Source organism: Limosilactobacillus gastricus DSM 16045 (assembly GCF_001434365.1).
In the GTDB taxonomy this organism is placed as follows: Bacteria; Bacillota; Bacilli; order Lactobacillales; family Lactobacillaceae; genus Limosilactobacillus; species Limosilactobacillus gastricus.
Genome location: NZ_AZFN01000014.1, coordinates 24,735 through 40,338 on the forward strand (window position 1 = coordinate 24,735; position 15,604 = coordinate 40,338).

19 protein-coding genes and 1 riboswitch are annotated in these 15,604 nt (G+C 43.6%); of the genes, 11 read left to right on the forward strand and 8 right to left on the reverse strand.

Annotation, left to right across the window (positions count from 1 at the left end; translation table 11 throughout):
* The first annotated feature begins 7 nt into the window (after positions 1-7).
* Both FC60_RS09595 and FC60_RS09600 read left to right on the forward strand, forming a co-directional pair.
* Positions 8-502 (forward strand): Na+/H+ antiporter NhaC family protein, encoded by a 495-nt coding sequence (locus tag FC60_RS09595; RefSeq protein WP_202812943.1) that lies wholly within the window; start codon positions 8-10, stop codon positions 500-502.
* Between the two features lie 132 nt (positions 503-634).
* Positions 635-1,402, forward strand: a complete 768-nt coding sequence (locus tag FC60_RS09600) for a Na+/H+ antiporter NhaC family protein (protein ID WP_202812944.1) — start codon at positions 635-637, stop codon at positions 1,400-1,402.
* Between the two features lie 57 nt (positions 1,403-1,459).
* Here the strand turns inward: FC60_RS09600 and thiE are convergent, their stop codons facing one another.
* From thiE to FC60_RS05805, 5 genes are all read right to left on the reverse strand, one after another.
* Positions 1,460-2,113 carry a thiamine phosphate synthase gene (thiE, locus tag FC60_RS05785; protein WP_056937491.1) on the reverse strand — a complete coding sequence of 218 codons (654 nt, stop codon included), beginning with the start codon at positions 2,111-2,113 and terminating at the stop codon, positions 1,460-1,462.
* A gap of 11 nt (positions 2,114-2,124) precedes the next feature.
* A complete protein-coding gene (gene thiD, locus FC60_RS05790) occupies positions 2,125-2,922 on the reverse strand; it encodes a bifunctional hydroxymethylpyrimidine kinase/phosphomethylpyrimidine kinase (protein ID WP_056937492.1) in 798 nt (265 codons plus the stop codon).
* Entirely contained in the window at positions 2,915-3,715 is an 801-nt protein-coding gene (gene thiM, locus FC60_RS05795) for a hydroxyethylthiazole kinase (RefSeq protein WP_056937493.1), read from the reverse strand. Before thiM ends, thiD begins: the two co-directional genes overlap by 8 nt.
* A 65-nt stretch (positions 3,716-3,780) precedes the next feature.
* Positions 3,781-3,888: riboswitch (TPP riboswitch) on the reverse strand.
* Positions 3,889-3,911: 23 nt separating this feature from the next.
* The gene (locus FC60_RS05800; RefSeq protein WP_056937494.1) at positions 3,912-5,063 is read right to left on the reverse strand and encodes an ArgE/DapE family deacylase; all 1,152 of its coding nucleotides are present in this window, start codon (positions 5,061-5,063) and stop codon (positions 3,912-3,914) included.
* Between the two features lie 9 nt (positions 5,064-5,072).
* Positions 5,073-6,593, reverse strand: coding sequence for a hypothetical protein (locus FC60_RS05805; RefSeq protein ID WP_056937495.1), 1,521 nt, complete (start codon positions 6,591-6,593; stop codon positions 5,073-5,075).
* Positions 6,594-6,978: 385 nt separating this feature from the next.
* Here FC60_RS05805 and FC60_RS05810 point away from each other — a divergent pair, with 385 nt between their 5' ends.
* The 7 genes from FC60_RS05810 to tpiA all read left to right on the forward strand — a co-directional run bounded on the left by FC60_RS05810 (position 6,979) and on the right by tpiA (position 12,735).
* Positions 6,979-7,236 (forward strand): chorismate mutase, encoded by a 258-nt coding sequence (locus FC60_RS05810; protein WP_040467969.1) that lies wholly within the window; start codon positions 6,979-6,981, stop codon positions 7,234-7,236.
* Positions 7,237-7,245: 9 nt separating this feature from the next.
* On the forward strand, positions 7,246-8,412 hold the full coding sequence (gene aroC / locus FC60_RS05815) for a chorismate synthase (RefSeq protein ID WP_056937496.1): 1,167 nt from the start codon (positions 7,246-7,248) through the stop codon (positions 8,410-8,412).
* Complete coding sequence (locus FC60_RS05820; RefSeq protein WP_056937497.1) at positions 8,413-8,949, forward strand: hypothetical protein; 537 nt, start codon at positions 8,413-8,415, stop codon at positions 8,947-8,949. It abuts the gene before it with no gap.
* 2 nt (positions 8,950-8,951) lie between these two features.
* Positions 8,952-10,250, forward strand: a complete 1,299-nt coding sequence (aroA, locus tag FC60_RS05825) for a 3-phosphoshikimate 1-carboxyvinyltransferase (RefSeq protein ID WP_056937498.1) — start codon at positions 8,952-8,954, stop codon at positions 10,248-10,250.
* Positions 10,247-11,341, forward strand: a complete 1,095-nt coding sequence (locus FC60_RS05830; protein WP_056937499.1) for a prephenate dehydrogenase — start codon at positions 10,247-10,249, stop codon at positions 11,339-11,341. Before aroA ends, FC60_RS05830 begins: the two co-directional genes overlap by 4 nt.
* 3 nt (positions 11,342-11,344) lie before the next feature.
* A complete protein-coding gene (locus tag FC60_RS05835; RefSeq protein WP_056937500.1) occupies positions 11,345-11,863 on the forward strand; it encodes a shikimate kinase in 519 nt (172 codons plus the stop codon).
* 86 nt (positions 11,864-11,949) lie between these two features.
* Positions 11,950-12,735: a triose-phosphate isomerase gene (gene tpiA / locus FC60_RS05840; RefSeq protein WP_056937501.1), complete on the forward strand. Its 786-nt coding sequence runs from the start codon at positions 11,950-11,952 to the stop codon at positions 12,733-12,735.
* Positions 12,736-12,779: 44 nt separating this feature from the next.
* Here tpiA and FC60_RS05845 read toward each other — a convergent pair whose 3' ends face one another.
* Together FC60_RS05845 and FC60_RS05850 are read right to left on the reverse strand one after the other, a co-directional pair.
* The gene (locus FC60_RS05845) at positions 12,780-13,358 is read right to left on the reverse strand and encodes a hypothetical protein (protein WP_056937502.1); all 579 of its coding nucleotides are present in this window, start codon (positions 13,356-13,358) and stop codon (positions 12,780-12,782) included.
* 343 nt (positions 13,359-13,701) lie between these two features.
* A complete protein-coding gene (locus FC60_RS05850; protein ID WP_056937503.1) occupies positions 13,702-14,118 on the reverse strand; it encodes an acyl-CoA thioesterase in 417 nt (138 codons plus the stop codon).
* Positions 14,119-14,370: 252 nt separating this feature from the next.
* Here FC60_RS05850 and FC60_RS05855 point away from each other — a divergent pair, with 252 nt between their 5' ends.
* Positions 14,371-14,556, forward strand: a complete 186-nt coding sequence (locus FC60_RS05855) for a hypothetical protein (protein ID WP_056937504.1) — start codon at positions 14,371-14,373, stop codon at positions 14,554-14,556.
* 99 nt (positions 14,557-14,655) lie between these two features.
* Positions 14,656-15,189, forward strand: coding sequence for a VanZ family protein (locus tag FC60_RS05860; RefSeq protein WP_056937505.1), 534 nt, complete (start codon positions 14,656-14,658; stop codon positions 15,187-15,189).
* Positions 15,190-15,234: 45 nt separating this feature from the next.
* On the opposite strand, the gene FC60_RS05865 is transcribed toward FC60_RS05860, so the two are convergent.
* Entirely contained in the window at positions 15,235-15,573 is a 339-nt protein-coding gene (locus tag FC60_RS05865) for a hypothetical protein (RefSeq protein ID WP_056937506.1), read from the reverse strand.
* Positions 15,574-15,604 lie beyond the last annotated feature (31 nt).

Sequence of the window (15,604 nt, forward strand, 5' to 3'; positions counted from 1 at the left end):
GATGTTTATGCAAGATGAACCTACTTTAAAATTCCACGGCGGGATGTTCATGTCCTTTATACCAGTGGTAATTTATGCCCTGGTTTGTGCAACTTTATTTATCTATTTTAAGGCTTTTAATATGGAAGCCCTGGCCGCGGGTGGCTTGGTAGCCCTCTTAATTGGCGGACTAGCTTGCACTAGTTATCAAAAATTTTGGGAGGCGGCGATTAACGGAATTAGTTCGATTCCCTCTGTATCTGTCATTGTGATTTTATTAATGGTGGGGATGTTTAGTGCCCTCGTTAAATTATGTGGTTTGTCCAATGGTTTTGTATGGTTAGCTAATTATACTGGGATTCATGGGAGCCTCTTTGTTGCTTTTACCTTTGTAGCAACTTGTATTGTTTCAACCGCCACCGGGTCTTCTTTAGGGACCATGTTCATCGCTTTTCCCATTTTTTACTCGGCTGGGCTTGCCTTAGGTGCCAACCCGATGATGATGGCCGGGAGTATTGTTTAAGGTGGAATTTTTGGTGATAATCTAGCGCCAATTTCTGACACTACGATCGCTTCATCGTCAACTCAGCAATTTAATGATGGACATCCAGCAGATGTCGGGGGTGTCGTTGCTAGCCGGATTAAATACTCGTTAGTGGCCGGAATCATTACGACTATTATTTTCGCAGTCTTTGGGGGAGTCGGCCAAACATACCATGGTGGTGCACTGTCGGGCATGGCTTCGCCAATCACTCTGATTATGTTAATTCCGGTAGTAATTATGTTGATAGTTTCCCACCGAACTAAAAATATTTACGCGGGGATTTTAACGGGGCTGGTTTTAGGAACCGCTACAGGATTATTGTTCCATTTATTTAAGTTTAAAGATGTGTTCGCTAATCATCCATCGTCAAATGAAGTGACGGGGTTTTTAGTCACGGGGATTGATGATATGCTGCCTACTGTTGCCTTAGTCATAGCAGTTTTTGGGATGGTGGGTGTATTAACACAAGCCGGGATGCTGGATTATATTGCTGATCGGATTCTTAAGAGTAAATTAGGTCGCACGGTACGCGGGACCGAAATTATATCAATGACTGGGATTTCCTTAATCACTGCCATCTTTGGTGGGGTAACTAGTGCGGCCATTTTGACGGCGGGACCAATCATTAACAAGATTGGTCATGCTCGCCACATTCATCCATATCGACGCGCTAATTTGTTGGATGGGACAGCCAATGGGATTGCTTCAATTATTCCATTTATGAGTGTGTTCGTGTTTATCGGGGCTGCCTTAACCAAGCTTTCCCCAATGGTAGTGGCTGCAGGATGTATTTATCCGATGGTCCTATTTCTGACCTTCTTATTTGCGGTTATCACCGGATGGGGTCGTCGAATGGAAAATGATACTAAGGTAAAGTAAAAAAACTGCTAGTAAGGAGATCCCTTGCTAGCAGTTTTTCGTTTGGGGATTTAAAGATCAATAGCAATCCAAAATCTGACTAACCGGATTATCAGGGCCAGCGGGCATCCCAGCGGCTAAATTATCAAAAATACCGGCGATTGCGGATATGCCAGCACAACCACTTGTTAGGACTTCTGGTACTTTAGTGGGAGTAATCCCACCAATTGCAACGACTGGATGCCGACTAATTTGGACCAAATTTCCCAATTCTTTAACCCCTAAAGCCGGATCAGCATCCGCTTTTGATTTGGTCGGGTAGATCGGCCCACTGCCGATATAATCAACTTGGACTTGGTTGGCATGTTCAACTTGTGCTACCGTATTGCATGAATAGCCAATCATTAAATCATGCCCAGCTGCTTGGATAACTTCTTCGATTGGTTGATCCTTTTGACCGACATGGATCCCATCTGCGTTAATTTTTTGAGCTAACTCCAGATTGTCGTCAACAAATAAAGGAACCTGGAATTGGCTACAGATGGTGCGCACTTGAAAGCCTAGCGCGTAAACGTCATATTCCACGAGGTTGCTTTTTTCCCGGAATTGAAAAGCAGTGATCCCAGCTTGACAAGCCGTGGTGAGTTTCAAGAGAAACTTTGTTGGATCATGCTCCACATCTTGGGAACCACCGATGAGGTAACAGTGGAGCATTTCAGGTTTAAATTGCATGGTGAAACCTCCTATAAAGCCCAATGATTTAGTGGACCGTGACCATGGCCAACTTCAATCCCATCACGAATCGTCGCAGTGACATAAGCCTTGCCGGTTCGAATCGCCGTTTCCAAGGGAACGCCTTTTGCCAATTCTGCGGTGATGCAAGCCGAAATAGTGTCGCCAGTGCCGTGAGTTCGGATTGTGTCAAAGCGCGGGCTGGTCATCCAAAAGGATTCGTCATTATCTAAGAGCACAAAATCTTGGGCTAGGCCGGATTGATCAAAGTGACCACCCTTAACTAAGACGTTTTTAGCTCCCAGATCTTGGAGTCGATGCCCAACCGTTACCATTTCTTCCTTAGATTCAACCTGCATTCCAGTCAGGCGTTCGGCTTCTGGCAAGTTAGGTGTAATCAAAGTTGCCAGGGGCAATAAGCGCTTTTTGACTATTTCGATCGCATCATCAGCAAGGAGTGGGGCACCTCCTTTGGCGATCATCACTGGATCCACAATGACGGGACCAAAATCATACTTTTGTAAATTAGCGACGACGCACTCCACGGTTGGAACATCGGCTAACATACCGGTTTTGCAGGCACGAATCTGAAGATCATCATTTAAAGAGGCGAATTGGGCATCAATCATCGCGGGTGGCAGGGGCATGGAGTCCTGAACGCCTAGGGTATTTTGGGCAGTGATGGCGACTAAGACGGTCGTGGCAAAGACATGTCGCATTTGCATAGTCTTGAGATCCGCTTGCATTCCAGCCCCACCACCGCTATCGGAACCAGCGATTGATAAAGCTTGTGGGAATTCATTAACCATGATGAAGTTCCTCCTTTTCCCAGTGATTGATTTTATCATTAGATACTAAATATAGTTCATTGAGCAGTCCGTTAAACCATTGTCCAGGTAGTTTATCGCTGACTTTTTGGCCACAAAGGGCAAAGGTGAGGGCGGCTTGGTAGGCAGCTTCTAAATATTCATCGGTCGACGCAACGGTTAAAAAGGCGGCGACGAGGCTAGATAATAAGTCACCCGTGCCAACGTGGGTTGCAAAAGCTGGTGTCCCATAAGGAACGGATTTAACAGTTTTCCCATCACTGATGTAGTCAATTTCACCGGTCATGATGACGATCGTATGGTATTTTTGCGCACAGGTCTTCACAATCGTGGTGAGCTGTTCAAAATCAACTTCGCCACCCCCAGCATCAATCCCATGAGTGTCCCAGGCGACGCCAGCTAAAAAGGCAATTTCACCGACATTCCCCCGAATGGCGGAAAAATCGTAGTCACCTAGTAAAGTATCAACTACTTGGCTTCGATAGGGACTGCTGGCGACGGCAACTGGATCTAATACCAATGGCTTACCTTGTGAATTAGCTGCATTACAAGTTAACTGACTTTGGCGAAATTGTTCCTGATTAATCGAGCCTACGTTGATGGTTACCCCCTGAGCAATATTGACCATTGCTTCCGCTTCTTCAGGAGCACTGGGCATAATCGGTGAGGCCCCGATGGCATTGAGACCATTGGCCACATCGCCAGAGGTAATGGTATTGGCTACCGTCATTACGATCGGATTGGTTGCTTTCAGCATTGTTATAAAATCCGTCATTGAACTTCCTCCTTTAATAAAAAACAACTCAATTCCTCGCGAGGGGAATTGAGTTGGGATTAGATAAAACTCGAACTGCACTTTTCCTTCGCAAGTGTTAACTTAACAGGTTCAAAGGGTTTGTAAGTTTGCTTACATCTCGACTTCGCGCAGAAGCACCCCTAGTACATATAATTTATTTTATTATACCGCGATGTTATTCTTTGGTAAAGAAGGCCTGGATAAAGGCATGGTAAAAGGCGATCGCTTTTTGATAATCTGACACGGGTACATATTCATCAATCGCATGTGAGGTTTCTGATCCCGGCCCAAAGTCAATAATGTCAAAATCACCCTGGGCATGAACAAATTCGGCGGCTTCATTAGCGCTAACCGCCCCGACGGGTTCCGGAATAAAACCAAAAAGGTCTTCATAGACCGTTTGCGCCAATTTCATTAAGGGGGAGTCAGACCGTCCAGGAACTGCTTCTTCTGGGAAACTATATTCAAGTTTTAAGTCAGTTGTGGGGTCTTGGTTTAAATCCTCGATTAAGCCTTCAATCACATCATAAAACATCTGATTTGGGTAAATCGGAATCGTTCGAATGTTACCCATTAAACTGGCATCTTCGGGGATGGTATTTACTTGTTCACCACCCTTAATGAGGGTAACATTATGCACCACTTCGCCGAGGACGGGATCCACTTGATCGAACTGTTGCATGGCCGTTTGCATCCGCTGATAAAATAGCAACAGTTTATCAATGGCATTAATACCTAAATGAGGCCGGGCACTGTGGGCTGATTTGCCTTTAGAGGTAACTCGATAATCGATCACCCCCTTGGCCGTATAGGTAATTTCATGGAAACCGGAGTTCGGTTCAGCAATAATTACTGCATCGGCTCCATCAAGCCACCCCGCTTTCGTAACTTGGGCCGCGCCGTATTCGCCGGTTTCTTCTCCTACCGTGCCAATTAATTTGATCGTGCCGGTTACCGGTTTACCACTTTGCACAATTTCTAAAAGGGTCACAATAATCGCGGCCAGTCCGGATTTCATGTCAGAAGCACCGCGCCCATACAGTTTCCCATTGCGGACTTCGGCTTGGAAGGGGTCACTCGTCCATTTCTTAAGATCGCCAGCTTTAACCGTATCCATATGCCCGGTTAAAACTAAAGTTGGCTGGCCATTGCCAACTGTAACCATAATATTATCCCGACCGGGAGCATAGGTGAGGCGATCAATCTGGACGTTCGAAAAAGGGGTGAAGAGCTGCTCAATATAATCAGCGACAGCGGCTTCATTTTGGTTTTCACTAGGAATCCCAATGATATCTTTTAAAATCTGTAATTGTTGCGTCGGTTTCAAGGTATCCTCCTATGGTTTCTCATCCGTTTGTTCGGCTAATTCAGGGAACATATTGGCTAAATATTGTTCCGGTCCTTCTGGGAAGATAAACTTAATCGTTTTATCAAAGAATTCCAGATGGTCACCCACGGAGAGTTCAAAGTGGCTATCATCTTCAAAAATAACGGTAACACCCATTTCAATGGCAGCCCGTAGGAGTTGTTGGGTATTCTCGGGATATTGATCTTTTAAGACCTCAAGCGGATGTTCATAATGCCGGTTCATGCTGAAACGATCATTAGCAATTAAGAGACCGTAGTTCAAGTAGTCTTCCGGACTAGTTAATTTTTCCATGATCTGGCCACTAATGGTCAAACTGGGATCTTCAACCCGCCGTCGGGTGAACAAGAGAGCGTCTTGATAAATCTTTGGCGCATTAACTTCATCGGCAAAAGCTTCTAATTGGTCTAATAATTCGCTTGCTCGATCTTTAACCCAGTCAAACTGTTCCGTTGGGTTTTGCAGGGCGACTTGGTTATTAAGTTCCACGGCTTCGACCAAGCGAGCATTCAATTCGGCTGGTTCTTCTAAGGTCAAGATATAAGTCAGGTATAATTCTAAGAAATTAAGCGTATCATTGCTGATTCCGGAACGGGAAAGGGGATCTAAGTCAAAGGCCCGAATTTCAATCCAGCGCGTCCCATTATTTTTAATATCGACTAAGGTATCCGCCGGCGTCTTTAAACGCACGGGACCATAAAATTCATGATGGGAGAAATAGGTGCCATCATCAACATATTGTTGAATCTGATTAATAAATTGGTCAAAGTTGCCATAAGCCACTTCTTCGTCAGGTAGATTAGCATAGCCGTATTTACTACTCCGGAAACTTCGCATTGGTCCTTGAATTTCTGCTGGCAGATCCGTCGGCCGATTTGTTAATAGCGGTGAACAGCCAAAAAGATAGGTGAATAACCAACGGTTGAGGACAAAGCCTTGCGCTAATTGGAAATAAATTTCATTCCGAAATTCAGTCATTGACGCATACTTTTCCTTAAAGCCATGGTGATAGAGACCATAAATTAAAGAATCGTTTAAGCTATATCCCACGTGAACACCCGTCATAATTTGGCGCACTGTCCCATATTTTTCTTGAAGGTAATCATGGTAATCGTCCATCCAATGGCGGGTATTATTATGACCAGCGTATTCCAGATCAGCATCATTTAATTCGGGTAAAACACTCAAGGGCCAATAGCGTTCATCTTCGTGTAATTGATCATGAACAATTTGTTGGAGGATCTTAGTATTTTTGACTGCCGCCGTCGCTCCCAGGGTCGGGGCACTAGCAATTTCAGTCATGGTATCAGAAAAGTCAGTTTTCAAGTAGGGGTTGTGGCGGCGACTACGAAAGACTTGTGGATAAGGATAGCGACTTAGTTGACCATCGGTTAAAATCCGGTGTTGTTCTAACTCAATTCCAAAGTTGCCTTCTAAAAGGAGGTCCATTAATTGTGGATTCTCATTTAAAATTTGTTTTACAGTTACCATTTATATCTCTCCATCACAATCGGATAAATCTGAGTATTATTATAGCAATGAATAGAAAGGAGCAAAAGTTTTATTTAACAAGCATTGACAGTATATATTAGAAATGTTTTAATGATTATACCATTTAGAAAAGAGCGGTGTTCATAATGAAAAACCAACTTAAGCGACAAAACTTATATTTTATTGGTGGTGCTTACTTTAACTAGCGCCTAGATCAACTGATCTAGGCGTCACGTCTAGACCAGGTATCGCCAGTTTTCATTATGGCATGCTGGTCACCTAATCAGCATGCGCAACCAATCGATAGTAAAGATGATCGTTGACCAGCTTGATTAGGATAATTTCTAGTCAGGCTGGCCTTTTTATTTACTGTGAGGTGAAGAAGATGAATCCTTTAGAAGAATATCGGGAACAAATCGATGAAGTGGACGAACAATTAGTGGCCTTGATTGCTAAACGCTTTGAAGTGGCGGCTAAGATTGGTGAATATAAGAAAGCCCATCAATTACCAATCTTTAATCCTGCGCGAGAAGAGGAAGTTTTGCGTAAAGTGGCCCGGTGGAATACCAATGATTTCTATACAGAACAAATCCAACAGGTTTATCAAACCTTAATGGATGAAGCTAAAAAGATTCAAGAATAGGAGATGACTATGCATTACATAACAGCAGGGGAATCACATGGTCCCCAATTAACAGCGATTATTGAAGGGATACCAGCAGGTTTACATTTAGATGTTGAAGAAATTAATGCGGCCTTAGCTTCCCGGCAAGGGGGCTATGGACGCGGTAACCGGCAACAGATCGAACACGATACGGTAGAAATTGTTGGTGGGGTCCGTCATCAAATTACGATGGGGGGTCCGGTAGCCCTGGTGGTTAAAAACCGGGACCATGGCAACTGGGGACAAATTATGGATCCGGTGGCGCCTGCTACGCCCGAAAATTCAGTCCGGCGGGTGGAAAAACCTCGTCCGGGTCACGCCGATTTAGTCGGGGGGATGAAGTATCGTCATAAGGATTTACGCAATGTCTTGGAACGCTCTTCGGCTCGTGAGACCGCGATTCGCGTGGCTGTTGGGAATGTTTGTCAGCAACTCTTAAACCAACTAGGGGTTAAACTAGTCGGATATGTTAAACAGGTGGGGCCGGTCTCGGCCGCGGGCAATTTAACAACGGATGTAGATGCTATTCGTTCCGCAATTAGTCAAAATGATATGCGTGTTTTAGATCAAAGCAAGGTCGCTGAAATTCATGAACTGATTGATGAAACCAAACGACAAGGCGATACCCTCGGGGGCTTGATCCGAGTGGTGGTGGAAGACTATCCAGCCGGAATTGGCTCTTATGTTTCTTATGATACAAAATTGGATGGTAAATTAGCTGGCGCTGTCATGAGTATGAACGCCATGAAAGGAGTCAGCATTGGGGATGGCTTTGACGCCGCTACGAGCTTTGGTAGCCAAGTGATGGACGCCATTGATTGGTCCCAAGACACGGGTTGGTCTCGCTTGTCCAACCACCTCGGCGGAATTGAAGGCGGGATGAGTAACGGGATGCCAATTGTGGTCAATGCGGCCATGAAACCAATTCCGACCCTCTATCATCCGCTCCAAACGGTTGATGTTAACACCAAAAAAGTTGTTAAAGCCAATGTGGAACGCTCGGACACGACAGCCATTGCGGCGGCATCAATTGTTATCGAAAATGTGGTGGCAATCGAATTAGCAAAGGCCTTACTTGAGACTTTTAACGCTAGTAATTTCCAGCGGTTACAAGCGGATGTCCAACGCTATCGCAATGAATTTAAGGAATATTAAATGACGATAATTCACACTTTAGGTCCCCAACAAACGGATAGTAATCGGGCAGCCGAATATTTTGTCCAAAAGCATTCTGATCAAGATTGGACAATTAGTCTGCATGCTTCATTTGAACATATTTTAATGAATTTAAGTGATTATGCTGACGATCAATTATTGATTCCGGCCGCCTTTCAGTCCAAGCAACTGCAATTAGCTTGGGGGGATGTTCATTATCTTTATTTACGCCAGTTGGCCTTAAAAGAGACTTTTATTTATGATCTCGATCCCTTGGTGCTACTGGAAAATACTCTGGTGGCTAATCAAGTGGGCTATACGCATGCGGCGACGGCCCGGCTGTTAGAACAATATGTTCCAGGCGTGCAAGTTCAAACCGCTTCTAGCAAATATTTGGCCTATCAAGAATATCGGAAGAATGGCCAATATGTCTTAACCAATGAACAATTAATTACTTTAATGCCATATGAGCGTCAAATTGCGCGCATTGAGGTACCAATGGTCTGGTGCCGATACCAGATTAAGGAGGATGATTAGCTTTGAAAATTTTACCAACCGCCCCCCAAGGACTCCAGGGGACCTTGCAAGTTCCTGGAGATAAAAGTATTTCCCATCGGGCCCTGATGATTGGTTCAATTAGTGAAGGGGAAACCCAGATTGAAAATTTTTTGACCGGTGAAGATTGTTTATCAACCTTGCAAGCTTTTCGGGACTTAGGCGTCCAAATAGAGCTTACGGGGACTCAGGTAACCATTCATGGGGTGGGGCTAACGGGCTTAAAAGCTGCTAACCATCCCTTAGATATGGGAAACTCCGGGACCACCACTCGTTTAATGATGGGCCTGTTAGCTGGTCAACCCTTTGAGAGTCATTTAACAGGTGATGATTCCCTACAAAAACGGCCGATGAAACGGGTCGCGGAACCTTTAAGCCAATTTGGTGGTCGGATTGACTTAAGTCGGGCTGGAACGCTCCCTGCGACCGTCATTGGTCAGCCTTTACATGCAACCAATTACCAATTGAAAGTAGCAAGCGCTCAGGTCAAAAGTGCCTTGATCTTGGCGGCCTTGCAAGCGGATGGACCATCAACGATTAAGGAATTATTACCAACGCGAGATCATACGGAAATTATGCTGCGCCAATTTGGAGCCGAGGTAGAAACAGCGGCCGATGGTTTGACCATTACCGTCCAACCTCAGCCCAAATTACGGGGACAATCAGTAGTAGTGCCTAGTGATATTTCATCTGCCGCTTTCTTCTTAGTGGCGGGGGCCATCACGCCACATTCAGCGATTATCCTCACGAATGTCAATTTGAACCCGACACGGACTGGGATCCTTCAGGTGCTTCAAAAGATGCAGGCTGATTTAACGATCACGCCCAAACCATCTGACGGGGAACCACTAGGCGACTTAACGATTAAGACTAGTGACTTAGCACCAATTGAAATTGGGGCTGCAGACATTCCAGCTGTTATTGACGAATTACCGTTGGTGGCGCTGTTGGCGGCTCGGGCCCAGGGACAAAGCGTCATTCGGGGAGCGGAAGAACTCCGGGTGAAAGAAACTGATCGGATCGCCACCGTGGTTTCTGAACTGCGGAAATTAGGGGTGACGGTTGAAGAATTGCCGGATGGGATGATTATTCAAGGACGTCCAGCCTGGGATATTCAGGATCACCAATTAGATTCTTACGGGGATCATCGTCTGGGAATGATGAATGCAATTGCGGCCTTAACGGCTGACGAACAGTTGACCTTAGCAAACGAAGCGGCGATTAGAGTCTCGTATCCTACATTCTTTGCGGATTTAGATCATTTATTAGGGGGCCAGGCATGACGAAAGTATTAATTAAAGGTTTGGGGTTAATTGGTAGTTCCCTTGCACGAGCCATTCGTATACAGCACCCCGATGTGCAAATTCTAGGTGATGACTTAAATTCAGCAAGTCTTGATTATGCAATGCAAAATCAAGTAATTGACCAAGTGGTGGCTAAATGGGATCAAGTGGCAGAAATGGATGTCATCATCTTAGCCGGGCCAGTTTCTCAAATTATTAAGGATATACAAGATTTAAGCCACCAGTCCTTAAAGCCCGGCGTTTTAATTACCGATGTCGGGTCCACCAAACAAACGGTGATGAAAGCTGCCCAGGCTTTTAAAGACCAAACAGTCAATTTTATTGGCGGACACCCCATGGCGGGGTCGCACAAAACCGGGGTTTGGGCAGGACGGGCCAATCTCTTTGAGAATGCCTTTTATTTTCAGATTCCTTTAAATGCAGCCAGTGCACAACAATTAACCAAATTACAGGATTTGTTGGCAGCAACGAATGCAAAGTGGCTCCAAGTCACCGCACCGCAACACGATAAAATTGTGGCCCAGATCAGTCATGTTCCGCATGTGATTGCTTCGGCCTTAGTGAATCAAACTGAAGCGACTTTTCAAGGTGATCCCTTAGGCATGCGCCTAGCAGCCGGGGGCTTTAAGTCCATTACCCGAATTGCTTCGGCGGATCCAACCATGTGGAGTGCCATTTTACTGAATAATCCGACGATGATTAAGGAACAATTGCATCAATTTCAAGCGGAATTAACGACGGTTGAAAAGTGGATTGAACAGGGCGATCAAGCCGCAATCTTTGACTTCTTTAAACAGGCCAAAGTTAGCCGCGATCAATTAGGTCCTGACAAAGTAGGCGCCGTTCCCGGACAATATGATTTATTTGTTAATATAGCCGATCAGGTGGGCGCCTTAGCTGATGTGACGCGTCGGGTGTCGCAAGCTGGTTTAAATTTAGTTAATTTGCATATTTTAGAAATTCGCGAAGAAATTGATGGCATCTTGCAATTAACTTTTAGTACCGCCAATGACCGAGAACAAGCACGCCAAGTCTTGCGTGACTACGAAATTATTACTAAAGGAGAATGAGAAATGAAAGTAGTATTAGTGGGCTTTATGGGTAGTGGAAAGACCACCGTGAGCCGTTTATTAGGGCAAAAGATGAATCTCCCGGTGACGGATTTAGATGATGTTATCGTGGAGCAAGCCGGGCCCATTCCAGTCATTTTTGAAACCAATGGAGAAACTTTTTTCCGTCAAATTGAACATGACCTCTTGCTGGAGTGTCTAGATCAAGAAGGAATCCTGGCAACCGGTGGGGGGACCCCCATTCGAGAAGATAACGTGGCTGCATTAACTGATGATGATGCGTTAGTTGTCTTATTAAAAGCTAATCCAGAGACGGCGGTGGCGCGGGTAGATAATGATCCTAATCGACCGCTTTTAAAAGAAGACTTTAGTACTAAGCACGTGCAGGAAATGATTGATGCACGGGCTGAGCATTATCAAAATGTCTGTGACATGCAAATTCAAACAGATGCTTACACCCCTGATGAAATTGCTGAAATGATTATTCGGGAAGTGGTCGATCGGGAACGTGAAGTTGGTTAGGTGATTAAGCTATTGATAGATACATTGCTTTTCCGTTTAAATTAAGCTATTCTACGAGTAGAAAAATTAACGAGGAGCAAATAACAATGCGAAAACCATTTGTGGCGGCCAATTGGAAGATGCACAAGAATGTGCAAGAATCCGTTGACTTTATTAATCAAATTAAAGGGAAACTACCATCGTTTGACCAACTGGAAGTAGGAATTGCGGGGACGACCTTAGCCCTACATTCGATGGCTGTCGCTGCTAAAGATTCTGACGTGCAAATTATTGCCCAAAATGCTTTTAAGGAGTTTGAAGGGGCTTATACAGGTGAAATTAGCCCGAAAGCGTTGGCAGATTCGGGGGTCGATTATGTTTTGTTAGGTCATATTGAACGGCGGACCATGTTTAACGAGTCGAACCAGATGGTTAACCAAAAGGTCATCGCAACCTTGCAGGCCGGCATGACGCCAATTATTTGTACCGATGAGACGATGGTCCAAAAAGAGCATGGGGGAAGTGTCCACTATGTCTTTGCTCAATTGATGAATGTCCTACACGATGTTTCCTTTGATCAAGTAAAAAACATTATCATTTCCTATGAACCGAGTTGGGCGGTTGGTGCGGGTCAACATGCCAACCCGATCTTAGCCGAAGAAGGATGTCGCCAAATTCGGCAAACCATTGCGGATTCATATTCTTATGAAGTTGCCGATAAGATTCGGATCTTGTATGGTGGTAGTGTTAATCCCGACAACATTGAGGAATTAATGCGTAAGCGTGATATTGATGGTGTTTTAATTGGCCGGGCCAGTTTGGATGCCGATAATTTCTTATCGATGGTTAATACCGTAAATAACCTAAATACTAGTCCTAAAGTTAAAGATTAGGAAAAGAGGCCGGTGAAAATTCACTAGCCTCTTTATTTTGGTTCCTAAATTAAATGAAGGGTCCGGTTGGCCCGCTGGTTAATATATTGGGGATCGACCAATTTGTCTAAATCAGAAGTGATACCAAGGGCCCGTGCCGATAAGGTAGCCACAATTTCCATAATTTCTTCTAGACTGGCATTGGGATCTCTGAGTTTAAGTGCACGCACGGTCATAATTGAGCCCCCATTGATAAAAACGCCAGCTGCATCCAGCAATTGATTACCTACATAGCCATCAAAGAAATGGAAATAATCAGACATTTCAGCGGAACAATTCTCGATGACGCTGATGATCAGGCGAGTATAAGATTCGTCTAAAAAGATTTTATGAAAGGCCGGACCGAGTTCAAAGAAATAGCGAAAAATTGCCATATAGTACTTCCGAAAAACATAGGGAGCAGTAATGCCTTGTAAGTATTGATCATACTTGAGTACTAATAAATTAATAATTAGTCGATAAAAGGCGTCTAAATTTTCAAAGTGTAGATAAAATGATTTGCGACTAACTCCTGCCGTCCCGGTTAAAAGGGATACGTTAATTTCATCTAATCGGTATTTTTGGCTGAGTTCAAGAAAGGCCACAAATAATTTTTTACAGTCTTCACGGTCCGTTGATTCGATTGTTCATCAAATGATTGTTCGAACTGATCGACTATCTCATCTATCAAAAACATATAGTATACATCTCCTAAGAATCATGAGCATGTAAGTATTTACACGCAGTTGATATACACATATAGTGAAATATGTGTATTTAAGGTATTCGATAAGTGGAATATATAAATATTATGTATATAATATACCAGAATAATCACTTGATAAAACGGTACTTTAACATTTGACACAATATATATACACTTTTTTTAAAGTGGGTACTTTACTTTTGCAATAATCAGATAATCTGTAACCATAGCAATAGCTTAGGTTAATCACTAGCCAGGCATTGTTTTAAGCTTTGATCCATTTCTGGTAGGGATTTTTTAATCGATATTAAACGTCCTGCTTCATCAGTGAAAGCATGGGCAGACTCAGCTACACACACGATGGTATCAGTACCAGCCAGTTTCATGACATAGTGAAGGACGAGTTTGACCCCCGTATATTTATCGATGCTAGTAGTTATTTCTACTAAATCATCAAATTTGGTCGGGACTTTATAGGTGCAATCAACTTTGACCACTGGGGAGGCAATCCCAAGCGCTTCAAGTTTTGCAAAGTTCCAGCCGATTTGATCTAAAAAATCAACCCGTGCTTCTTCCATCCAGCGGATATAGTTGGAATGGTGAGTGATTGCCATTTTATCGGTCTCATAATAATGGACACGGTGTATATATGATTTCATACTTTTCCTCCCTATTTATCAGGCGATATGCATTTATTATATGGTGGATCGAACTTTAAAATCAATCCAAAATAGTGAACTAGATATAGCAACATATCAGAATTGATAGGCTGATTTGTGGGTGACAGTTAAAATTATCAATGCTCATAATTAAATTTGGGGATTTGGGATTTATTGTCTTAATTGAGCATGTAAGTATTCGCTTGCAAACAGTTATTCTGATGGACATCAGTATAAAGGGGGGACTTCATTATGTCAGTGAAGTTACGACATGTTGGTACTTCGAATGTGTTAACGGTTCCGGCCTACATCAAAACGACCTCAACCGAATATAATGTTTTTACAGCGCGTGATGGGGCAATTGTTTACTTACCTAAACAAGAAGCACCCGAAAAGGTTCGGGAATTAGCTGAACGGCATGGAATTTACCTTCCATAATTTATGATATTTTAATCTAACATTTATTCTTCTCTCTCATATATTTCTTAAAAATATCAAGAGTTTCCCTTATAATAATTGCAAAAGGGGGAACTGGAAATGATGGTGTTGAGGTGGATTCCATTAACAGCTCTGTTGATTTTAGTCACGGGCTGTTTTTATATTGCCGTGGAAGAACGACGGTTTACCAAATGGCAATGGGTTTCATTGGGCGGAGCCTATTTGTACTTAGTAATTGTAATTTGGCTATGTTTTTATCCGACGGGGCTGCCTTTTATTCCGGTCGGGGAAAAGCCGTTGATGTATTTTAATCACGTGCCATATAATTTACATCCGCTCCAATATCTAACCATTGATTGGTTTGAAAATATTCTCTTAACGATCCCAATGGGGATGCTAACTTACCTATTACAAGATCGCTTTTCCTTAGGTTCAATGATTTTCGTTGCCTTGATTCCAGGCGTCACCATTGAAACGATTCAAATGTTTGCCGATCTATTGGTTAATTTACATCGGGTCGTGGACATTGATGATGTCATTACTAATTGGCTCGGAATGATGATTGGCTATGGATTAATGAAGTTTCTCGCAAAAATTGGTTTTAAACGATTAATTACCGCTTTTGAATTTTAACCGCTGATTAGAGGTGTAAACCTCGCATCAGCGGTTTTTTGCAGCTTACATCAGGTATTTTTCGTAATTTATTGATGCCCCGCCGTCAGCGTCAATTCCAGCATAGGTAAAGGTTAGGCCGGTGTCAGGATGATAATCAACGGTGGTATCATGACTGGCGAAGAACCAGTTATCGGCAAAGTTAATATGGTAGTTAATCCCATTCACTTCGGTTTGGGCAACAGGTCGATCAGCATGATTGTCTTGGGCAAATTCTTGATGGGGACCATGCATAACCGGTCCTCGGTTTTGGGGGGAGGTAAAAAATTTGACGCCATCGCCCGCAGTTAGGTGTAATTGTTCAATAATATATTGACTTGCCGCCTGGGTAACTGTTAATTCCATGTATTTAAAACTCCTTATCAAGATAGTCATT